Below are 20,908 nucleotides of genomic sequence, written 5' to 3'. Positions count from 1 at the left end.
GGTCATGGGTAGAGTTGGCACGCCACCGCAAAAGGCCCGTCGCTCTCGCCTACTTCTCGACGGGCAGTAACGCCACCCGTTCGCGGACGGCGTCGGCCAGCGTCCCCTCGGTCGCGTCGAGTTCGGTGTCGGTCACCGAGAAGAACGACCGGACGCGCTCTGGGTCGTACTCACCGAGCGTCTCGGCGGGGCTGAGCAGGTCGCGGAGGGCGGCGGCGGCCGCGGCCTCGTCTCCCCCGACGACCACGGCGACGACCGGACAGTCGCCCTCGCCGACGCCCATCGTCAGCGCGCGGTTGATCTGGCGGCGACCGGCCGCGTACAGCAGAATTTCGACGCCGAAGTCCTCGGCGATGGTGTCGTCCCGGTCGCGCGCCCGCCGAGCGAGTTCGACGGCCCGTTCGAGGTGCGCCCGGTCGACGACGTAGCGGGCGTCGAACGCCTGTACCGTCGCGCCGTGTCGTTCGCCGAGGTCGTCGAGGTGGGCGACGAAATCGGGCACGTCCGCGATGTCCGCGCGGCCTTCGACCACCCGCATCAGAAGTCCCCCAGACTGGCTTGGTCGTCGCCCGCGTCGTCTTCGGCCCCGTCCCGCGGGTCGTCGTCGGCCACGTCGACGTCGGGGTCCGGTTCGACGCCCTCCATCGAGGGGTCGCGGTGCCCGGCGTTTTCGAGGACGTTCTCGGCGGTCTTCCGGCGGCCGCGGAGCGCCGCCAACACGACGGGCTTGGCCGCGTCGCGCAGTTCCGCGCGGTCGGTGATGCCCGCCTCGTACAGGCGGCGGGCGCGCTTTCGGCCGACGCCGCGGACCCCGGCGAGGTCGACCAGTTCCTCCCGCACCCCGTGTTCGACGCGGATGCGGGCCTCGCTGACGGCGCGGGCGGCCCCCGAATCGACTTCGCTCGCCAGCGACTCCGCGGCCCCGAGCAACCACTCGGCTGTCTCGACTTTCCCGCGGATGTCGCCCGGACCGACGCCGTAGCGCTCGGTAATCGTCTCCTCGTCGACCTCCTCGGCCCAGTCTTCGAGCAGTCGCGCGGTCTTCAGCGCCGAGAGCCAGTCCTCGAATCGTTCGTCCTCGAACTCGGAGGGGGTCGGTCCGAGCAGTTCGTCCTCGCGTTCGTACAGTTCCATCTCGTACTCCTCGCGGTCGCCCGAGCGGAGGTACAACTGGTACATGTCCGGCGTGCGCGAGACGAGGTGATAGAGGCCGAGCGCCGAGATGTCGTCGGGGTCCGCGTCGCCGTCGGCGCTCTCTGCCTGTTGCTCGGCCAGTTCGCTCGCGGTGGTGAAGCCGCCCCCCGTCTGCTCCGTCGCGTCTGCGCCTGCGGCGGTCGCCGACCGCTGCCAGTCCCGCAGGCCGTCGATGATTTCCGCGGCGCTCATCGGGTCGAGGTAGAGGCTGGAGACGGTGTGGCCCAGCGAGGTGGCGTCGAGTTCGCCGCCGTCGATTTCCAGAAAGCCGTTCCGTTCGAGGTACGTCAGCATATTGTCGACGACACGCTCCAGTCGGCCGGTCTCGTCGGTCTGACTCGCGTACAGCGTCTCTTCGAGGAACTCCAGCAGGCCGGACCGCGACCGGGCGAACCCGGAGGCGACGGTGGCGAGGATGTGGGTCCGCATCGCCGGTTCGGCGGCGAGTTTCGACCGGACCGGTTCGGGGTCGGCCCAGACGTACCGCTCGAACAGTTCGTCGAGTTCGTCGTGGCTGTTGGCGACGAGGACGGCCTCGCCGTAGGGGTCCAATCCCGGTCGTCCGGCCCGCCCCATCATCTGGTGGACTTCGAGGACGGAGAGGGGTTGCATCCCGCCGGCAGTGCCGTCGTAGCGCCGCCAGTCGCGGACGACGACGCGGCGCGAGGGGGTGTTGACCCCGGCGGCCAGCGTCGGCGTCGCGCAGACGACTTTCACCAGACGGTCACGGAAAGCCTCCTCGACGAGTTCGCGGTGGCCTCGCGCCAGTCCGGCGTGGTGGAACGCCGCGCCGTCGGCGACGGCGTCGGCGAGGTCGTCGCTCGTCTCCGTGTCGCTCACGTCCCGAATCTCGTCGGCCACGTCCGCCAGTTGCGCCCGTTCCTCGCCCGTGAGGTGCGGGCGAACCGTGCTTCCGAGGCGGCCCGCGGCGGCCTCGGCGTTCCGGCGCGAGTTGACGAACACGAGCGTCGACCCGTCGTCGCCCAGCGTATCGCGGACGACGGCGGCGGTCGGTTTCTCGTTGTTCTGGACCGCGAGGCGTCGCTGTTCGCCATCCTCTAAGTGGAGGGCCTGCCCGTAGTGGACCCCCTTTCGCAACTCGATGGGTCGCCAGTCCGAATCGACGAGTTCGGCGTCCAGCCACGCCGCCAGTTCCCCGGCGTTGCCGATGGTCGCCGACAGCGCCACCGTCTGGAGGTCCGGGTTGAGACGGCGGAGTTTCGCCAGCGTCACTTCGAGCGTCGGCCCGCGGTTTCCGTCGTCGACGAGGTGGACCTCGTCGCTGACGACGCAGGTCAGGTCTTCGAGCCACGGCGCGTCGTTGCGCACCAGCGAGTCGACCTTCTCGCTCGTGGCGACGATGATGTCCGTATCGCCCAGCCACCCGCCGTCGGACTCGTAGTTCCCGGTCGAGACGCCCACGTCGAGGCCGTACTGCTCGAACTGCTCGAACTCGGCCTGCTTCTCGCTGGCCAGCGCCCGCAGGGGGACGATGTAGAGGGCTTTTCCGCCGCGGGCGACGGCAGATAGCATCGCTAACTCGGCCACGAGCGTCTTGCCGCTGGCGGTGGGGATGGCCGCGACGAGGTTCTGGCCCTCGGTGACCCCCACGTCGACGGCTTCGGCCTGTGGCGGATACAGTTCTTCGATGCCGTCAGCGCGTAGGTGGTCGGGCAGCCAATCGGGCACGCCCGGCAGGTCCGCAACGTCCATTACGCCCCCCGTTGGCACCCGCCCGGATTTAAACTGTCGGCACGGCCCAAACTGCTATGTCCCGTCAATCGTAACCGGGGGGCATGGGTGACGAGGTAGGTGGGGCCACCGACCGTCGGAGTCAGCGCGCGCGGTCCGACGAGGCGGTCCGTGTGCTCCTGGTCGACGACGAACCGGACATCGCGGACGTGACGTCGCTACACCTCGAAAAGCGGCGCGACCGGTTCGACGTGACAGTCGTCGAGAGCGGGGCCGAGGCGCTGGAAACCGTTGCCGAGGACGACGTGGACTGCGTGGTCAGCGACTACGAGATGCCCGGCATGGACGGGTTGGCGCTGCTCCGGTCGGTGCAGGACGCCGACCCGACGATTCCGTTCATCCTCTACACCGGACGCGGGAGCGAGGAGATAGCCAGCGACGCCATCTCTGCTGGCGTCACCGACTACCTCCAGAAGCGGACGACCAGCGAGCAGTACGACGTGCTCGCGAACCGCATCGACAACGCCGTCGCTCGTCGTCGCTCGGAGCAGGCCCGCGAGGAGACGGAACTCCGGTATCGGACGCTGGTCGAGGCGTCCCCGCACGCGATTCTCGTCCACTACGGCGAGGACGTGGTGTACGCGAATCAGCGCACGGTCGAACTCCTCGGCGTCGACGCCCCGACGGACATCTACCGGGCCGACGCGCTGATCTACGTCCACCCCGACGACCGCGAGCGCGTCGGTGCCCGGATGGCTGAGGCAGTCTCGGGTCAGGGCGACACCGGGTGGCTGAGTTGGCGACTTGTCCGGCGGGACGGCGAGCAACGCCGGGTCGAGAGTCGCGGGACGCCGGTCGTCTACGACGGCAATCCCGCGGCGCAGGTCGTCATCAGGGACGTGACCGACCAGTACCGACGCGAACGCCGACTGGAAGCGCTCAACGAGGCGACCCGCGACCTGTTGACCGCGGATTCGAGGACGGCCGTCGCCCGAACTGCGGTGGGTGTCGTCTCGGACGTCTTGGACGAACCGCTCGCCGCCGTCTTCGACTACGTCGACGGCGAACTCCGCACGCTCGTGGCCACGGAGGCGGCGACCGACCGAGTCGCCATCTCCCGCGAGGCGACCCAATCGGTCAGGCTCGGCCCCGAAACCGTCGAGATGACGGCGTTTCGGGAGGGGAATCCACGGGTCGTCGACGACTACGCGACCCGTGACGACTCGCCAACCGACGCCTTCGAGACGGTGTTCCTCTTTCCGCTCGGCGACCACGGCCTCCTGTCGGTGGCGTCGGTCGAACCCGACGCCTTCGACGGCAGTGACCGGGACCTCTTGGAAATCGTCGGCCAGTCGGTCGTCGCCGCGTTCGACCGCCTCACCGAGGCGTGAGCCAGTGACCGGGGGAGGGGAACGCCTTTGCCCGTCAGCGGCCAAGGGCGGATATGCACATCGAATACGACCGCGACACGTGTATCGGGATGTTCCAGTGTGTCGCGGAGTGGGACGCGTTCGAGCGAGACGAGGACGCCGGGAAGGCGGTCCTCACGGACAGCGAGGAGGAAGACGGCGTGTTCGTCCGGGAGATTCCCGAGGACGCCGAGTTCGACGCGAAGTTCGCCGCGCGGGCCTGTCCCGTCGAGGCCATCGCCGTCTACGACGACGACGGCGAGCAGTTGATCCCCTGACGGTCCGAAACTGTCAGGGCCGTCGCGTCAAGACTACGGGTAGATGGTTCGCCGCCTCCTCAGCAGATTCGTCCGTGGCGTCCCCGCCGTCCTGGCCCGCGCCGGCCTCGTCGACCGGGAGAAGGCCACCGAAGCGACGGACCTCGCCGCGCCGGTGATGGTCACGGGCGGCCTGCGCATCCTCCTCCGACTCGCGGACTTCCTGATGGTCGGTATCGCGCTGGGCGACGCCGCCATCGCGGGGCTGGAACTCGGCTTTCAGTACTACTTCGTCGGTTTCGGCCTCTCACTCGCCGTCTCCTCCGGGACCATCAGCGTCGTCTCCCGGTTGCAGGGGAGCGGCCAGCCCCGTCGAGCGAACGTCGCGGTCAAGCAGTCGCTGTGGCTCGCCTTGCTCATCTCCGCGCCCCTCACTGCGGTCTCGTGGCTCTATCCCGAGTTCTTGGTCGGGGTTCTCGCCGACGACCCGACCACCGTCGACTTCGGGGCGACGTACCTCTCCATCGTGATGCTGTCGATGGCCCCGCGCTTCTGGAGCATGGTCGCCTCGCGGGCGCTGGCGGGTAGCGCGGACACCCGGACGCCGATGTACGTCCGCCTCCTGACCCTGCCGACGAACGTCGTCCTCAACGCCGTCCTCATCTTCGGCCTCGGGCCGTTCCCTCGACTCGACATCGCGGGGGCGGCCATCGGCACGGCCGTCGCGAACACGCTCGCGGCGACCATCTTCTTCGCGTTGCTCGTCTCCGGGCGCTACGCCGTCCGCCTCCCGCTTCGGGGCCCGCAGTTCGACCTCGAACTCCTGACCGAAATCGTCCGCGTGGCCCTGCCACTGTCCGGGATGCGCCTGCTCCAGACCTTTGCCCGCTTCCCGTTCCTGTTCGTCCTCGGGGTGCTGGGGACGCCGACGCTGGCCGCCTACGCCATCGGTCGGCGGGTGATGCTACTGGCGCTGATGCCCGCGTGGGGGTACGCGACGGCCGCCTCGACGCTCGTGGGTCAGCACCTCGGGTCCGGCGACGAGGACTCGGCGACGGAGTACGGCTGGCAGACCCTCCGGGTGGCGCTCGCCGTCCAGTTGGCTATCGCCGCCGTCATCGTCACGTTCGCCCGTCCCATCGTCTCGCTGTTCGGCACCGAGTATCCCGGCCTCGCCGCGCAGTTCGTCAGGGTGTTCGGCCTCATCGTCGCCGGGTTCTCCGTCTCCCGGACGATGCGGGGCAGTCTCCGCGGCGCGGGCGACACCCGCTGGCCGCTCTACGGCACGGTTCTGGGCGGCTATTGCTTCCGCCTCCCCGTGGCGATGCTCGCACTCCCGACCTCGGCCGTCGTCACCGTCCCGCTGGTCGGGGCCACCCTCTCGCCGGGGCTCGGCCTCGGCCTCCCGGCCATCTTCGTCGCGCTCGTCGGGGACTTCTACCTGAAGGCGGCGGTCAACACCGGTCGCTTCTGGACCGGGAAGTGGCGCGACGTGGCCCGACGGTCGGCCGTCGGTTCGGCCGACGACTGAGGCCCCGCGTTCTCAGTCCCGCGCTACGACCGCCTCGGCTTCTACCTCCACCACGGCCCCGTCGGCCGCCAACCCCGACACTTCGACCATCGTCGCCGCGGGCCGCACGTCCCCGAACACCTCCTCGTGTGCGCGGCCGACCGCTTCCTGCTGGCGCATGTCGGTGACGTACAGTCGGGTCGCCACCACGTCGGCGGCGCTGGCGTCCAGTTCGTCGAGTGCGTCGGTGACGATGCCTAGCGCGTGCCGGGTCTGTTCGTACGGCTTCCCGGGCGTGACCACCGCGCCGTCGTCGTCGATGGCGATAGTCCCCGCGACGCGGACGGTGTTCCCGGCGCGTATCGCCCGCGAGTACCCGACTTGCCGTTCCCACTCGGTCCCCGTCGAAACGTGTCGTCTGTCCATACGGAACCGGTGTCCGGCAAGCACGTAGTCGTTTCTCAAGGTTTAATGCCGGGCCTGCGATACCCAGTGACATGAGCACGGCAACGAAACTCGTCCTCGGGACAATCGCTGTATCCGCACTGCTGTCGGTCGCCATCGTCGCGAACCTGATTCTGTTCTCGGCGTAGATGTTCACCGAGCGCTCGCTCTCGGGAGAGCTACCAGCGGTCCGCGACGCCTACGCGCCCGATGCGCTCGTGTTGAACTGCGCTCGGGACTTCGAGACGCTGGACCCGGCCGTCGCCGAGGAACTCCTCCTCGTGACCGATAGCGTCGACCCAGTCTCGTACGACCCGTCGTGGGTCCCCGAGAACGCGCCGTCGGAACTCCGGCGGTTCGCGGGCGGCGACCTGACCATCGGGATGCCCGGCGACGGCGGCGTGGCGTGGACCCACCAGACCGACCCGCCCTGCGTGTTCGTCAAACCGCGGCTGGAGACCTCTCCCGAGGCGTTCGTGGACTTTCTCGTCGCCGAAGCCCTGGTCGAGGTGAGTCTGGACGAACCCGAACACTTCCTCGGGTTCTTCGGCGAGCGCTACCCGGAGTTCGCGAGCGTCACCGACACGCGACTCGACGCCGCCGGGACGTACCAACTCGCGGCGGCGCTGTACGACGCGTACCTGGGTCGCCAGACTCGCGCGGTGTTCCGGACGTGGGCCGACGACTACCCCGACCTGTCCGACGCGTGGGTCGACGCCGGAGAACGGCTGACACCCCGGCTCTCGGACCTCCCCGGCGAACTCGCGCGCGGTCAGACCGACTTCGCGGCCGCCGCGGAACTGGCCTGTAGCGGCGTCAAACACGGTCTGGACCTGCCCGCACCGTTCGCGGCGCTCGATACGGCGGCGTACCACGAGTACGGCGCGGACTACGCGATTCGATGGGCCGAGAAGACGTTCGAGCGACTGGAGTGAGAGTCGGCCCGAAGTTGGGAGAGAGTTGTCAGCGAATCTGGGACAACCCGGCGCAGACTCGACCCGAACTTCGAAAAACGGCTTTTTAGCGTCCGTTCGTCGTCGTCGATGGGAGTCACCCTCCCGTGCTACCTATGGACGAACCAACACCGACCAGACGAACCGTTCTCCGCGCCGGGGCGGCCCTCGCGGTGGCCGCGACGGGCGTGAGCGTCGCCGGGGCGGCGGCCGCACAGAACGGCAACGGGCGCGAGTTCGGCCGCGTCTACGCCAACGGCGAGTTGTGGCGGACGACCGTCGTCCGCGTCTTAGACGAGCGACCCGACCCCGAAGACAGACTGTACTTCCTCCACGACGGCCAGCAGGCCATCGTCGCCAACGGCGACGTGAGCGACGACCAACTGTCGCCGTTCGTCTCCGAATCGGCACCCGGTGACCGGGACTGGAACGGCGGCAAGTGGGTCACCTACAGCGCCGAAGTGACGGATGTCGACGCGTTCAACGACGACGCGCCGGTCGCGAGCGACGAGGACGTACTGGACGCCGACTACATCGACACCGAGGAAGGGACGACGGATTTCGGCCCGCCCGAGTACTTCATCTGCCCGCTGACCGGCCGGGCCTGAGCGGCGTCGTCGGTCCCCCGCCGTTTCGGCCCACCGACCCACCGCTTCGCTGCGTGCGGCGACGCCGCCTACAACCGTTCGAGGACGGCGTCGGCGTCGTAGTTCAGCGTCAACTCCCGCGACCGGCCGCGCCCCTCGACTTCGGTGTAGTCGGCGTCGATGATGCCCAACTGGTCGAGTTTGTTGATTATCTCGGAGTAGCGGGTGTACCCAAGTCCGGTCGTCTCGTTGAACACCTCGTAGATGTCGCCCGCGCGCTTGCCGTCGTGGTCGGCGATGACCTCGACGAGCGCCGCTTCGGAGTCCGACAGTTCCCGTAACCGTCGCGAGAGGTGGACGTACTTCGACTTGTCGTAGGCCGCCTCCACGTCCTGTACCTCGACAGACCGCGAGGCGCGCATCTCGGCGTTCATCCCGGCCCGCCGCAGGAGGTCGATGCCGACCCGGAGGTCACCGCCCTGCTCCTCGGTCAGTTCGGCCACCCGGTCCAAGACGGCGGGGCCGACGACGCCCTCGACGAAGCCGCGTTCGACGCGTTCGTCGAGGATGTCGACGATTTCGGCCTGCCCGTACTTGTTGAAGTACACTTCCTCGGGGCGAAACACCGACTGCACTCGCGTATCGAGGGCGTCGATGACGTCCAAGTCGAGGTCCGACGAGATGCAGATGACACCGATTTTCGCCCCGGAGTGGGCCTCGTGGGCGCGCAACAGCGAGTACAGCGTGTCGCTGGCCTCGGACTCGTAGAAGAGGTAGTTCACGTCGTCTAACGCGACGACCAGCACCTCGTCTTCCTCGACGAGTTTGTCCGTAATCTGCGAGAAGAGCTTCTTGAAGGAGATGCCCGAGGACGGGGGTTCGTACTCGAAAATCTCGGCGAACAGCCGCGAGAAGACGGCGTAGCGCGTCGAGTCGACCTGACAGTTGACCCGCACCGCGCGCACGTCCGTCTGGGCGGTCAGTTCGTCGAACAGAATCTGCGTCGAAGTGGTCTTGCCCGTCCCGGGCGGCCCGCGCGCGATGACGTTCAGCGGGCGGGACCCGCGGACGGCGGGGCGAAGCGAGTACTTCAGCGTCTCCATCTGCGTCTCTCGGTGTTTGAACGTCTCGGGGAGCCAGTCGATTTCGAAGACGTGTTCCTCCCGAAACACCGACTCGTCCCACCCGAGCATCCCCTCCTCGGGGTCGTCGCTCATCACTTTCACCGAGCTTCCCGGACCACTTAACCATTTGCCACGCCGAGCGAAACGGCGGCGCTGCCGTCCCGAGCCGTCCCGTCTGGCGGTCACTCGTCGAATTTCGCCAACAGTCCCGCGTAGAAGCCGCCGTCGGTCCCGTCGTCCTCGCCGTCGCCGTCGGCCAGTTTCTCGACGATGAGTTCCGGCGTCGACCGGGCGAGTTTCCCTTTCACGGGCGAGCGGTTCACCCGCAGTTCGCCGTCTTCTAAGCCCACCGCCTCGATGCCGTCGATACGGACTTCGGTGGCGGCGGCCGCGCGGATGTCCCGCGCGAGGTGGGAGACGAAGACGGCCGTCGCCTGCCGGTCGCCCAGCGCTTCGAGGATGCCCGCCATAATCTTCGCGCTCGCGCCGGGTTCGGTGATGGACTCCAGTTCGTCGACGAGCACCATCACCGGCCGGTCGGCCGTAATCTCGGTGACGAGGTCCCCGAACTCCCGCAGGGTGGCCTCGAACGCGCCCGCGTCCAGCGTCCCCTGGGTCTTGGCGTGGTAGTGCAGTTCCGCGACGCGGCCGACGCGAGCGGACTCGGCGGGGACGGGCAGGCCCATGTGGGCAAGCGTCGTCACCAGCGCCACCAGGTCGAGGGTCGACGTCTTCCCGCCGCTGTTGACCCCGGAGAGGACCGTGACGCCGGAGACGCGGTAGTCGACCGGTTCGACCGCTTCGAAGGACACGTCGAGCAGGGGCGAGCGCCCGCCAGCGATTTCGAACCCCTCGTCGTCGGTCACGTCGGGCATCGTGCAGTCGAAGTCCGCGGCGAAGCGAGCGACGGCCAGTTCCACGTCCAGTTCCAGCGCGTCGGCGACCAACCGCTCGGCGTCGGTCCGCATCTCGGCGAGGTCGTCGGCCAGCGCGCGCTTCTGTCTGGTCGCGCGGCGGTCCCGCGCGGCGGTCAGTTCCTCCCGGAGGCGACTCACCACGTCCTCCTGTCGTTCGACCGGATAGGTCGGGTCGTCCGGGAACGCTCGGCGCGCCATCGCCTCCGTATCGCGCAACTGGAGGGCGTCGACGAGGTGGTCCCGCGCCCGTTCGACGGCGGCGGCGTACTCGTCGGCCAGTTCGCGGTCCAACAGCGAGTCGACGCCCGCGCCGCGTTCGACCAGTGAGAGGAGGTCGGTCCCCTCGATGGTCACGTCCCGTTCCTCGATGGCCTCTCGTAGGTGGTCGTTGGCGACGCTCTCGGCGGTAGCGGCCGCGGCGTCCAAATCGTCGACGGCCGTCCCGAGGCGGTTCAACTCCTCGTCGCCCCGGACCTCGCCGTCCTCGCCCAGTCTGTCGAGGGCCGCCGTGAGCGCGTCGAGGTCACAGGGCGCGTCGAGGCCCGCCACTCGGTGTACCTCCGCGGCGGCGCGAATCCGGTCGCGGTTGCGCGCGAAGAAGGTGAGGACGCGTTCGGGGACGACCGAGGCCGGTTCGTCGAGCGCGTCGGGTTCGACCCGCACGTCTCCCTCGACGTCGACCCCCGCGAACGCCTCGTCCAGCGCGACCACTGTCGAGTACGAGCGGGCGAGTTCGGCCAGTTGGCGGGCGTCGTCGACGACTTCGACGCTCACCTCGGGGATAGCGTCTTGGGCCTTCGCGTACCGCTCGGCGTCGCTCGTCGCGAGACAGCGGTCCCGGACCCGTACGTCTGCGGGGTCCGCGAGCGGTTCGACGTGTTCGAGCGCCTCGGCGACGGCGGGGTCGGGGTCCCGGGCCATCGCTCGCTCGGCGAACGCGCGGACCTCCTCGATACGGCTCTGGACGCCGCTCGGGTACAGCGTTTCCAGTCGCTTGGCGGCGTAGTCGGTGACCGTGCGTTCCTGCAGGAGGCCGAGCGCGTCGCGGAAAATCTCGCGGGCGCGCGGCGTCGCGGCGAATCCGCCGGGGTCGTCGTGGTCGGCCCGTATCGCCCCCCGGGCGATGCGGGCGGCCCGCCCCTCGCTGATGCCCGGTGCCCGGGCGAGCGTGGCGACGTCTCCCTCGCTGAGCGCTCGTTCCGGGTCGTCCAGTTCGCGCAGCGCGGCGGCCGTCTTCGCCCCGACGCCCGGCACCGATTCCAGTTCCATCTGTCGCCTCATTCGACGCCGACGAGAAAAAACCCGTTGTCGGTGACAGCGCGTCGCTCCACGCGACAGACCGCGCGAGTAGGGTCGTTGTATTCTCCAGTCGAAACATTACCACCTGTTGAGTGAAAATCCTTTTATATTTACAACGCAGTGTCAGAGTAGGCATGCGCGAAGTGAAATTACAAGCACACTCGAACACAACGGGGAGCGTCGCGTCGAAGGTCATCGACGCGGTCTGTTCGAGGACGGGGACATCGGCGACGGATCTGCCGCCGCTGTACGAGACAATCGACACCGATGCGCTGAACGAACTCTTCGCCGACCGACACACCAGCGGTCGGGTAACGTTCGACTACGCCGGACACGTCGTGACCGTCCGTGGCGACCAGACGGTCGAAGTCTCGGCGCGAACCGAGCACCGCTGAATCGCGGTCCCTTCGACGGACCGCGACGGACCGCGACGGACCGCGACGGCTAGATGCAGAAAACATATGTCTGCGTTGCCCGCCCTAGGCGATAGATGGCGACAGACGCCGCCGACGCCCGCGGCCCGGTTCGCACCTTCGCGGAGGACTACGGCCTGCTGGTGGTGGCGGGCTTGTTCGCCCTCCTCGGCGTCGCGGGCATCGCGCTGTACGTCTTCGGCGATACGGCCTACGCCGAGGCGCTCTTGCGCCGCTACGGCTTAGTCGCGCTCTTCTTCGTCTTCGTGCTGGAGGGGGCGATGTTGCTCTACTTCGCGCCGAGCGAAGCGCTCGTCCCGGCCGCGGTGGCCGTCCTCGCGCGCACCACCGGCGGGTACGATTTCCCCGCCGTGGCCGCTATCCTCGCCGTCGCCGTCGCGGGGGCGACGCTGGGGCAGACGGCGCTCTTCCTGCTGGCGAAACGCGGCGGCCGCGAGTGGTTGCTCGACCGACCGTGGTTTCGAGTGGAGGAGGGTCGGATGGACCGCTTCGGCGCGATGTTCGACCGCTACGGTCTGCTGGCCGTGCCGCTCAGCAACACACTCCTGTTCACGCGAGGGATGCTGACCGTCCCCGCGGGCGTGGCGGGCATGACGACCCGGCGGTTCGCGGCGCTGTCGGCGCTCGGCACGCTCTCGTTCGAGATTCTGCTGGCGGGCGCGGCGATGGGCGTCCTCGAACTACTCTAGTCTATCGTCTCGATGCGTTCCCGAAGCCACGCGGCGGCGGCGATGACGGTTTCGGGGTCGTCGCCGGTCACCTTCACCCGCCCCGGTGTGTCGCCCTTTCGGGGGTAACTGCCGACGGCGACGCCGAACTGCTCGCGGGCCTCGACGATGGTGCTCACGACGGCCCCTTCCGGCGCGGGGGTGTGAATCGTCTCAGTCGTCCGGTCGCCGCCGAAGTCCTCGGCGACGGTGGCGAACATCGCCTTCAGTTCCTCGGGGATGCCCGGCATGACGTAGACGCCGTCGAGGACACAACCGGCGGCGAAGCTCTCGTCGGTCAGCAGGGGGTCGGCCCCCTCGGGGACCGCCGCCCACGCGTCCAAGTCGAGGTCCATCTCGTAGCGGTCGACCACCTCGGGGTTGTTCTCGGCGAACCGGTCGGCCTTCGCTTCGAGGTGGGCGCGCACGTCGTCGGGGACGACCAGTTCGCGGTCGAAGGCCTGCGCGACGGCGGCTTTCGTCACGTCGTCGGGCGTCCCGCCGATGCCGCCGGTCACGACGACGGCGTCGAACGCCGCGTGGTACCGCGAGACGGCATCGGCGATGACCGCCTCGTCGTCGGGCACGGTGAGGATGCGCGTGACCGTCGCGCCCGCGTCGGTCAACTGCTGGGCCAGCCACGTCGCGTTCGTGTTCTCCGTATCGCCCGCCAGCAACTCGTCGCCGACGGTGAGCAACGCTACGTCCATACGGGGAACTGGCGGTCGAGCGGTGTAAGGGTTCGCTCGGTCAGGCCGACCCGCCGACCGCCTCGGCCAGCAGTTCGGTCAGGCCGACGATTTCGACGTCGTCCTCGTAGCCGCCGGTTTTGCGGCCGTCCTCGTACATCGTCATGCACATCGGGCAGGCGACGACGAATTTCTCGATTTCGGCCCCGGCGTCGGTGTCTTCGATGGCCTCGCGCAGGCGCTCCTCGCTGGGTTTTGACTCTTCTTCGAAGTCCATCCAGAGGCCGCCCCCGCCGCCGCCACAGCAGAAGGAGTCCCGGCGGTTGCGCGGCATCTCGTGGCGGTCACACCCCGTGGCGTCGACGAGTGCGCGCGGCGCGTCGAACACGTCGTTGTACCGCCCGAGGTGACACGGGTCGTGGTAGGTGACGGTGTAGTCGAGTTCGTTCCCCGAGAGGCCGAGCGCGCCCGATTCGGCGAGGTCGGCGACGACTTCGGTGTAGTGGAACACGTCGGCCTCGTCCCACTCGCAGGCGTCGAACTCGGGGTACTCGTTGCGGAAGGTGTTGAACGAGTGGGGGTCGGTCGTCACGATGGCCTCGAACTCACACGACTGGATGGCGGCGGCGTTGTCCTCGACGAGCATCTCGTAGAGGCCCTCCTCGCCGACCCGGCGCACGTCGTTGCCGTCGGTTTGCTCGTCCTCGTAGAGGATGCCATAGGATGCGTCGGCGGCCTCGAAGACGCGAGCGAGGGCTCTTGCCACCCGCTTGTTCCGCTCGTCGTAACTCGGGTAGTCGCCGACGTACCAGAGGTACTCCACCGACTGGTCGCGGGCGTCGGGCACCTCGAAGTCCAGTTGTTCGGTCCAGTCGGGGCGCTTGCGCTCGGGGTCGCCGAAGGTGTTGCCGTGCTGGAACGCGTTCATCATCGCGTCCTGCACGTGGTCGTCCATCTCGCCGGACTCCGTGAGCCGTCGGTTCATCTCGGTGAACTGGGTCACGTGTTCGATGTCGACGGGGCAGGCGTCCATGCAGGCCATACAGGACATGCAGGACTCCATCGTGTGTGCGTCGATGACCGAGGTCCCGCCGTCGGCGATGATGGGGACCGTCTCGCCGCCCGCATCCACCTCTTCCCGGTAGCGTTTCAGGTCCAGAATCACGTCCCGCGGGTCCAGCGGCCGCCCCGATTCCGTCGCCGGACAGACCGCCGAACAGCGGCCGCACTTCGTGCAGGCGTCGTGGTCCAGCAACTGCTTCCACGAGAAGTCGTCTATCTCGCTCGGACCGATGTCCTCCGGGGCGGCGTCTTCGGGCACGCCCGGCAGTCTGACGCCCGCCTTCTCGTCGCGCGTCACGACGTTGGCGAACGAGGAGAGCATGTGGAACGGCTTGGCGTACGGTATCCACGCGACGAACCACAGCGCCAGCAGCGAGTGACTCCACCAGACGAACGGGTAGGCGCTGGCGGCCAGTTGCGGCGTCACGCCCGCGGCCACCAGCACGTCTTTCACGAACCACCCGACGAAACTCACCGTCTCGAAGGACACGTCCCGCACCGTCGACGTGCCGAGAATCCGGACGCCCTCGGTGAGGTAGCCGCCGACGCCCAGCAGGAAGAGCGCCCCCAGAAACAGGCCGTCCTCGCGGGAGGTGTGACGGCCGTGGAGTCTGTCGAGACGGCGCCCGTACCGACGCCACAGGGCGACGCCGACGCCGACGACGAACAGCAGTCCCATCGCGTCCATCACGAACGAGTACGAGAGGTAGAATCGCCCGACGAAGAACGAGTCGCCGGTCAGCGGGCGGTAGAGGTCCATGTCGACGCCGAGAATCGTCGTCCCGATGAGCAGGGTCAGAAAACCCCAGACGACGAAGGCGTGCATCACCCCGGCCACCGCGTCGCGGTCCAGTTGCTTGCGGTTCGAGAGGGCGAGTCGCGCCGCCGTCAGCGTCCGGTCGGGCAGGTTGTCGAGGCGGTCGAACGGGTCGTCGCTCCCGCGGGCGTACCGACGCACACGACCGTAGACGCCGTACAGAAAGACGAGGATAGCCAGCGCGGCGAGGTAGTAGAAGACGGCTTTCCCCACGTCGCCGATGCGCCAGAACGTCGGCCGCGTGGTCGTCTGCAGCGCGAGTGACATACCGTACCACGGGTGGCGATACCACTTCAACGTTCGTGCGACCCGCCGCAGTGTCCGAGAACTCTTTCGTCGTTGGAAGTTCTCTCGGTTACCCAACAGCTATATACTACAGCGACGAAAGATACTGGTCCGATGGACGAGAAGACAGAACAGCTCCGCGACATCTTCATGGACGTCTCCGAAGACGGGGCGGTGACGGAGTCGCAGGCGGCGGGGCGGGGGTCGCTGACCGACGTGGACGAGTCGGCCATCGACGACCGACTGGCGGACGTGGTCGCCCGGATGCGCGAGCGGTACGCCTTCCGGACGGACCTCGACGACGCGGCGCTGGTGACGGTCGTGCGGGCGTTCTACGAGGGACAGGACGACGCGGCCATCGCCGACGACCTCGCCGTCGACGCGGAGACGGTCGAGACGGCCCGCTTCGACTTACACCTCCTCCGTGAATCGGACGACGGCGACGCCGACTTCGACATCGCGGCGTTCCGTCGGCGGACCGTCGCGGGCGCGACGACCGCCGAATTGGCCGCGGAGTTCGACCTCGACGAGGCCGCCGCCGCCGACTACCGGCGGGTCGTCGAGGCCCAGGCCGCGGCCCGCCGGGTGAGCCACCGGTTCCAGAGCGAGTTCGAGGACGTGCTCACGGACGCCGGACTCTCGACCCGGATGACCGCCGCCGTCCGCGAGAACGGTCTCGAAGAGGCGACCGAAGACATCGACTCGCTGGATTCGGACGCCGACATCTCGATGTAGGGTGTCGCGCCGAACGTTTTTGAACGGAGAGGGGGCCAGCGAGGGCCATGGCCGACCACACCTTCCGCGAACTGGAAACCGCGGCCTACTGCCCGCGAAAGCTCTACTACCGCCGCCGGGACGGCCCGCCGGACGTGCCCGACGACGTCGAGTCGATTCGCTCGCTCGCCTTCGACTACGAGCGGCTGCTGACCGACGACGCGGCGCTGTTAGCGGCCCCGATAGAGACTGCTCCCGCGACCGTCCGCGAGCGGTTGCGGGCCGCCCGCGACCGACTCGACTGCTGGGCCGACATCGTCGACCCGAGCGCCCGTGCGGTCTACCTCTCGGGGAAAGACGCCAGCGGCGTCGCGCACAAACTGCTCGACACCGACGAGGGGCCGCGCCCCTCGCTCGCGTTCGCCGGGAAGCCGCCCGAACAGGGCGTCTGGGAGCCACAGACCGTTCGACTGGTGGCCGCCGCGAAGGCCCTCTCGTGGGAACGAGAGCGGGCGGTCGACCGGGCATACGCGGAGTACCCTGCCCACGGCGTCGTCCGAGAAATCGCGGTGAACGCGCGACGGACCGGCGTGTACCGCCGGGCGCTCCGAACCGCGGCGAGCGTCGACGGCCCGGCCGCGCGGGTGGACTCGGACGCGAAGTGTGCGCCCTGTGAGTACCGCGAGAACTGCGGCGTCAGGACCCGGTCGTTGCGCTCACTCCTGTGAATCGAGCCACGCCGCCACCTCGTCCGCACGAGCGCCCCGCCGATGGATGGTTCCGGCGGAGACGTCCACCACGGTAGAGCCAGTCCCGCCCGTCTCGCCACCGTCCAGCACCACGGCGGCGCGGTCCCGTATCTCGTCGAGGTCATCGACCGTGCGGGCGCTGGGGTTGCCCGAGACGTTCGCGCTGGTGGCCGTCAGCGGTGCGATTTCCCGGAGGAGGGCGAGCGCGACCGGGTGGTCGGGGACGCGGACGCCGACCCGGTCCCGTCCGGCGGTCAGCGCGTCGGGCACCGCCTCGCGTTTCTCGACCACGACGGTGACCGGTCCGGGGAGGAACTCGCGCATGAACCGCTCCTCGCGCTCGCTCGAGCGGGTGTAGTCGAGCGCCGTCTCCACGTCCGGCACGGCGAGCGAGACGGGTTTGTCCCGACTCCGTCCCTTCGCCTCGAAGACGCGTTCGACGGCCGCGGCGTCGGTCGCGTCGGCCGCCAGTCCGTACACCGTCTCCGTCGGATACACCACGAGGTCGCCCCGTCGAATCGCGTCGGTCGCCGCGGCGATAGCGTCGTCGCTCACAGTTGCGCTTCGACGGTGTCGTAGTCCGGGAAGTCCGGCCACTCGTCGGCGACCCACGCGTACTGGACGGTCCGGTCGCCATCGAGGACGAACACCGACGGTCGGGGTTCTGCGATGCCGGTCATCCCGTCCAGTTCCATCGCGATGCCGTACTGCTCGGCGACGCCGTTACCGGGGTCCGAGTACACGCGATAGTCGCCCTCGATGTCCCGTTCTTCGAGGAGGTCCTTGTGTGCGTAGGGCGTCGAAATGGACAGGCCGACCACGGTGGCGTCTTCGTGCCACGCGCGGTCCCGAATCTCGTTCCAGATGTACGTCGCCGGGAACGCACCGTCCATCGGGTGGAAGACGAGAACGACGGGGTCGTCGCTCTCGGCACACACCTCCGAGAGGGACACGTCCTCCCAGAACTCGTCGTTGACCAGCGGTCGCGTGAAATCGGGGACCGTCTCGCCCGCCTCCGGGTGGTCGGCGGCGTTCAACTCGACCACGTCGAAGTCGAGGTCCATCAGGCGACACCCCCGTCGTCCGCGTCGCGTTCGCCGTTGCCGTACGTCCGCTCTATGTACTCGACGATGTTGGCGCTCTCGCTCATCGTGATGCCGGTGTTCTCATCGACGATGGCCGGGACGGTCCGCTTGCCCGACAGTCGTTTGACCACGTCTCGCTCCGAGTGCATCGGCTCGACGAATCGCGAGCGGTAGTCGAGGCCGTGTTCGCGGAGCGCTCGAACGACCCGCTCACAGAACGGGCACGCCTGTAGCCGGTACAGTGTGATGGCTGGCTCGCTCATACGGCCGTCTGTACGCGTAAGACGCTGGTAAGGGCTTCGGAGGGGACCATGACAAGCCTTAATCCCGGGGGATTACAACTTCGACCGTTGATGGCCTTGGACCCACCCGCGACGCTCGTGCCGTCCGTAGCGATGCTACAGACTATCGAGGTCGTCGGCGTCGCAATCCCGCAGAGTGCCGTGTTGTTCGGTGGTATCGCCACTATCGTACTTCTTATCGTGCTGTCGGCGTTCTTCTCGTCTTCGGAAATCGCGATGTTCTCGCTTCCGGCCCACCGGACCGAGGCGCTGGTCGAGGACGGCGTGCCGGGCGCGAAGACGCTCAAAGCGCTCAAGGGCGACCCGCACCGTCTGCTGGTCACCATTCTCGTCGGCAACAACCTCGTCAACATCGCCATGTCCTCCATCGCGACGGGACTGCTCGCGATGTACCTCACGCAGGGGCAGGCCGTCGCCGTCGCCACGTTCGGCATCACCGCCGTCGTGTTGCTGTTCGGCGAGAGCGCGCCCAAGAGCTACGCCGTCGAGAACACCGAGTCGTGGGCGCTGACCATCGCGCGGCCGCTGAAGTTCGCCGAGAAGGTCCTGCTCCCGCTCATCCTCCTGTTCGACTACTTGACGCGCGTGGTCAACAAGATAACCGGCGGCCGCTCGGCCATCGAGACGTCCTACGTCACCCGCGAGGAGATTCAGGACATCATCGAGACGGGCGAACGCGAGGGCGTCTTAGACGAGGAGGAGCGGGAGATGCTCCAGCGCACCCTCCGGTTCAACGACACCATCGCCAAGGAGGTCATGACCCCGCGCCTCGACATGACCGCCGTCGCCAAAGACGACTCCGTGCGCGAGGCCTTAGAGACGTGCATCCAGAGCGGGCACGCCCGCCTGCCGGTGTACGAGGGGAGTCTGGACAACGTCATCGGCGTCGTCCACATCCGCGATCTGGTCCGGGACCTGAACTACGGCGAGGCCATCCCGGAGTCCATCGTCTTGGAGGACCTCATCGAACCGACCCTCCACGTCCCCGAGTCGAAGAACGTCGACGACCTGCTGACCGAGATGCGCGCCGAGCGCCTCCACATGGTCATCGTCATCGACGAGTTCGGGACCACCGAGGGGCTGGTGACGATGGAAGACCTCACCGAGGAAATCGTCGGCGAGATTCTCGAAGGCGAGGAAGAGGAGCCGATAGAATACGTCGACGACGACACCGTGACGGTCAAAGGCGAGGTCAACATCGAGGAGGTCAACGAGGCGCTGGACCTCGAACTCCCCGAGGGCGAGGAGTTCGAGACCATCGCCGGGTTCATCTTCAACCGCGCGGGCCGCCTCGTCGAGGAGGGCGAGACCATCACCTACGAGGGCGTCGAGATTCGGGTCGAGCAAGTCGAGAACACCCGCATCATGAAAGCCCGCGTCGTCAAACTCAATCCGGACGGCGAGAGCGAGGCCGAGGGCGTCGAGTCCGACACCGAAGAGGTCCAACCGGAGTGATTACATCACCGCGTCGACGGCGACGAACACGCCGTAACTGAGCGCGAACGCCAGCGCGAGCGACCCGACCCACGCGAGTACCGTCTTCACCATCTTCTCGCGACTCACTTCCCCGCCGCCAGCGGCCGCGCCGGACCCGACGATGGCCGAGACGATTATCTCGTTGAACGAGACGGGGATGCCGAAGAAGACGGCCGTCTGAGCGATGACGAAACTCGGGATGAGCGCGGCGATGGAGCGGCGCGGCCCCAGCGAGGAGTAGTCCTGCGACAGCGCCTTTATCATCCGGGGCGCGCCGGTCCACGACCCGAGGAGCAGGCCCAATCCACCGAACAGCAGGACGCCCGTGATGGGGATGCCCGCCGTCGGTCCGTCGCCCAGAAGCGGGAGGAGCGGTCCCAGCGCGAGGCCGACCTGGCTCCCCCCGGCGGAGAACGCGACGAGTCCGCCCAGCACCAGCAGGAAGTGCCGTTGCCCGGCGTCGGGGTCGGCGCGGATGTCCCGATACAGCAGGCCGCCACCGAGGGTGGCGACGAGGAGCGTCGTCGCCGCGATGGTCGGGAGCGTCGGCGTCCCGAGCGATTGGGCGACGGCGCCCGCGACGGACGCCTGCTGTGACCCGGGGGCCAGGAGGACGAACCGGACGTTCGCAAGCAGCGCCGCGACCAGTCCGCCGAGGACGGGGACCACCACTCGCTCGGGGACCGACTCGTGGCGCAGGAGCCACGCCGTCGCGAAGGCGATGCCACCGCCGACGAACGGCACCGCCACCCACAGCGTGACGATTTCGAGGTACTTCGCCGTCGCCGGTTGCCCGCCCATCGCCAGTCCGACGCCGACGACGGCCCCGGTGACGGTGAACGCCGTCGCGATTGGATAGCCGGTGAAGATACCGACGGCGACGAGGACGGCGGCGGTGACCAGCGCGATGATGGCGGCGATAGCCGAAAGCCCGCCGCCCGCCGGAAAGAGGACGAGGCTACCGCCGACGGTTTCGGTGACGTTCGCGCCCTGTAACACCGCACCGGCGAGGCCGAGCAGGCCGACGAAAAAGCCCGCGCGCATCACGGAAATCGCATTCGCCCCGACCGCGGGCGCGAAGGGTGTTGACCCCGAGGACCCCGCGCCGATAGCCCAGGCCATGAACAGACTCGCCGCTGCGGCGACGACCAACGTCGCCAGCACACTCGTCGCTACCATCTACCCCGGCGTTTGCCCTTCCC

Annotated in this window: 22 protein-coding genes; 11 read left to right on the top strand and 11 right to left on the bottom strand. The window is 68.3% G+C overall.

The genetic code is table 11. The annotated features are described in order from the left end of the window. Window positions 1-49: 49 nt before the first annotated feature. Together cgi121 and NJQ44_RS00435 are read right to left on the bottom strand one after the other, a co-directional pair. Complete coding sequence (cgi121, locus tag NJQ44_RS00440) at window positions 50-538, bottom strand: KEOPS complex subunit Cgi121 (protein ID WP_254272718.1); 489 nt, start codon at window positions 536-538, stop codon at window positions 50-52. Then, window positions 538-2,907, bottom strand: a complete 2,370-nt coding sequence (locus NJQ44_RS00435) for an ATP-dependent DNA helicase (RefSeq protein WP_254272717.1) — start codon at window positions 2,905-2,907, stop codon at window positions 538-540. Before NJQ44_RS00435 ends, cgi121 begins: the two co-directional genes overlap by 1 nt. A gap of 83 nt (window positions 2,908-2,990) precedes the next feature. Here NJQ44_RS00435 and NJQ44_RS00430 point away from each other — a divergent pair, with 83 nt between their 5' ends. The 3 genes from NJQ44_RS00430 to NJQ44_RS00420 are packed head-to-tail and all read left to right on the top strand — an operon-like array spanning window position 2,991 to window position 6,083. Further along, the gene (locus NJQ44_RS00430; RefSeq protein ID WP_254272716.1) at window positions 2,991-4,277 is read left to right on the top strand and encodes a response regulator; all 1,287 of its coding nucleotides are present in this window, start codon (window positions 2,991-2,993) and stop codon (window positions 4,275-4,277) included. Between the two features lie 53 nt (window positions 4,278-4,330). Further along, entirely contained in the window at window positions 4,331-4,573 is a 243-nt protein-coding gene (locus NJQ44_RS00425) for a ferredoxin (RefSeq protein ID WP_254272715.1), read from the top strand. 43 nt (window positions 4,574-4,616) lie between these two features. Further along, window positions 4,617-6,083, top strand: coding sequence for an MATE family efflux transporter (locus NJQ44_RS00420; RefSeq protein WP_254272714.1), 1,467 nt, complete (start codon window positions 4,617-4,619; stop codon window positions 6,081-6,083). Window positions 6,084-6,095: 12 nt separating this feature from the next. Here NJQ44_RS00420 and NJQ44_RS00415 read toward each other — a convergent pair whose 3' ends face one another. Beyond that, window positions 6,096-6,488 carry a RidA family protein gene (locus tag NJQ44_RS00415; protein WP_254272713.1) on the bottom strand — a complete coding sequence of 131 codons (393 nt, stop codon included), beginning with the start codon at window positions 6,486-6,488 and terminating at the stop codon, window positions 6,096-6,098. A gap of 71 nt (window positions 6,489-6,559) precedes the next feature. On the opposite strand from NJQ44_RS00415, the gene NJQ44_RS19525 reads away from it, so the two are divergent. From NJQ44_RS19525 to NJQ44_RS00405, 3 genes are all read left to right on the top strand, one after another. Continuing rightward, a complete protein-coding gene (locus NJQ44_RS19525) occupies window positions 6,560-6,655 on the top strand; it encodes a hypothetical protein (RefSeq protein WP_431357779.1) in 96 nt (31 codons plus the stop codon). Continuing rightward, window positions 6,656-7,441 (top strand): DUF7089 family protein, encoded by a 786-nt coding sequence (locus tag NJQ44_RS00410; RefSeq protein WP_254272712.1) that lies wholly within the window; start codon window positions 6,656-6,658, stop codon window positions 7,439-7,441. It begins immediately after the preceding gene. Between the two features lie 134 nt (window positions 7,442-7,575). Beyond that, window positions 7,576-8,067: a hypothetical protein gene (locus NJQ44_RS00405; protein WP_254272711.1), complete on the top strand. Its 492-nt coding sequence runs from the start codon at window positions 7,576-7,578 to the stop codon at window positions 8,065-8,067. A 68-nt stretch (window positions 8,068-8,135) separates the two neighbouring features. Here the strand turns inward: NJQ44_RS00405 and NJQ44_RS00400 are convergent, their stop codons facing one another. Together NJQ44_RS00400 and NJQ44_RS00395 are read right to left on the bottom strand one after the other, a co-directional pair. Further along, window positions 8,136-9,263: an ORC1-type DNA replication protein gene (locus tag NJQ44_RS00400; protein ID WP_254272710.1), complete on the bottom strand. Its 1,128-nt coding sequence runs from the start codon at window positions 9,261-9,263 to the stop codon at window positions 8,136-8,138. An 89-nt stretch (window positions 9,264-9,352) separates the two neighbouring features. Next, complete coding sequence (locus tag NJQ44_RS00395) at window positions 9,353-11,356, bottom strand: helix-hairpin-helix domain-containing protein (protein ID WP_254272709.1); 2,004 nt, start codon at window positions 11,354-11,356, stop codon at window positions 9,353-9,355. A gap of 164 nt (window positions 11,357-11,520) precedes the next feature. Here NJQ44_RS00395 and ddfA point away from each other — a divergent pair, with 164 nt between their 5' ends. Together ddfA and NJQ44_RS00385 are read left to right on the top strand one after the other, a co-directional pair. Further along, window positions 11,521-11,781 carry a DdfA family disk-determining factor gene (gene ddfA / locus NJQ44_RS00390; RefSeq protein ID WP_254272708.1) on the top strand — a complete coding sequence of 87 codons (261 nt, stop codon included), beginning with the start codon at window positions 11,521-11,523 and terminating at the stop codon, window positions 11,779-11,781. Window positions 11,782-11,876: 95 nt separating this feature from the next. Then, on the top strand, window positions 11,877-12,509 hold the full coding sequence (locus NJQ44_RS00385) for a DedA family protein (protein ID WP_254272707.1): 633 nt from the start codon (window positions 11,877-11,879) through the stop codon (window positions 12,507-12,509). On the opposite strand, the gene NJQ44_RS00380 is transcribed toward NJQ44_RS00385, so the two are convergent. After that, on the bottom strand, window positions 12,506-13,237 hold the full coding sequence (locus NJQ44_RS00380; protein ID WP_254272706.1) for a competence/damage-inducible protein A: 732 nt from the start codon (window positions 13,235-13,237) through the stop codon (window positions 12,506-12,508). The genes NJQ44_RS00385 and NJQ44_RS00380 overlap by 4 nt on opposite strands. 40 nt (window positions 13,238-13,277) lie before the next feature. Beyond that, complete coding sequence (locus tag NJQ44_RS00375) at window positions 13,278-15,362, bottom strand: (Fe-S)-binding protein (protein WP_254272705.1); 2,085 nt, start codon at window positions 15,360-15,362, stop codon at window positions 13,278-13,280. A gap of 132 nt (window positions 15,363-15,494) precedes the next feature. Here NJQ44_RS00375 and NJQ44_RS00370 point away from each other — a divergent pair, with 132 nt between their 5' ends. Together NJQ44_RS00370 and NJQ44_RS00365 are read left to right on the top strand one after the other, a co-directional pair. Beyond that, window positions 15,495-16,115, top strand: coding sequence for a conditioned medium-induced protein 4 (locus NJQ44_RS00370; protein WP_254272704.1), 621 nt, complete (start codon window positions 15,495-15,497; stop codon window positions 16,113-16,115). A gap of 47 nt (window positions 16,116-16,162) precedes the next feature. Continuing rightward, window positions 16,163-16,822, top strand: coding sequence for a CRISPR-associated protein Cas4 (locus tag NJQ44_RS00365; RefSeq protein WP_254272703.1), 660 nt, complete (start codon window positions 16,163-16,165; stop codon window positions 16,820-16,822). On the opposite strand, the gene NJQ44_RS00360 is transcribed toward NJQ44_RS00365, so the two are convergent. From NJQ44_RS00360 to NJQ44_RS00350, 3 genes are read right to left on the bottom strand one after another with little or no spacing between them, the layout of a single operon-like run. Then, on the bottom strand, window positions 16,811-17,398 hold the full coding sequence (locus tag NJQ44_RS00360) for an L-threonylcarbamoyladenylate synthase (protein WP_254272702.1): 588 nt from the start codon (window positions 17,396-17,398) through the stop codon (window positions 16,811-16,813). The two genes, NJQ44_RS00365 and NJQ44_RS00360, sit on opposite strands and share 12 nt — an antisense overlap. Next, the gene (locus NJQ44_RS00355) at window positions 17,395-17,907 is read right to left on the bottom strand and encodes a redoxin domain-containing protein (protein WP_254272701.1); all 513 of its coding nucleotides are present in this window, start codon (window positions 17,905-17,907) and stop codon (window positions 17,395-17,397) included. The genes NJQ44_RS00360 and NJQ44_RS00355 overlap by 4 nt, the downstream gene beginning before the upstream one ends. Continuing rightward, window positions 17,907-18,191, bottom strand: a complete 285-nt coding sequence (locus NJQ44_RS00350; RefSeq protein WP_254272700.1) for a glutathione S-transferase N-terminal domain-containing protein — start codon at window positions 18,189-18,191, stop codon at window positions 17,907-17,909. Before NJQ44_RS00350 ends, NJQ44_RS00355 begins: the two co-directional genes overlap by 1 nt. Window positions 18,192-18,281: 90 nt before the next feature. On the opposite strand from NJQ44_RS00350, the gene NJQ44_RS00345 reads away from it, so the two are divergent. Next, window positions 18,282-19,685: a hemolysin family protein gene (locus tag NJQ44_RS00345; RefSeq protein WP_254272699.1), complete on the top strand. Its 1,404-nt coding sequence runs from the start codon at window positions 18,282-18,284 to the stop codon at window positions 19,683-19,685. Here the strand turns inward: NJQ44_RS00345 and NJQ44_RS00340 are convergent, their stop codons facing one another. Further along, window positions 19,686-20,885: an inorganic phosphate transporter gene (locus NJQ44_RS00340; RefSeq protein WP_254272698.1), complete on the bottom strand. Its 1,200-nt coding sequence runs from the start codon at window positions 20,883-20,885 to the stop codon at window positions 19,686-19,688. Window positions 20,886-20,908 lie beyond the last annotated feature (23 nt).

This window comes from Haloarcula marina, assembly GCF_024218775.1.
In the GTDB taxonomy this organism is placed as follows: Archaea; Halobacteriota; Halobacteria; order Halobacteriales; family Haloarculaceae; genus Haloarcula; species Haloarcula marina.
This window is presented reverse-complemented; position numbering and strand designations above follow the sequence as displayed.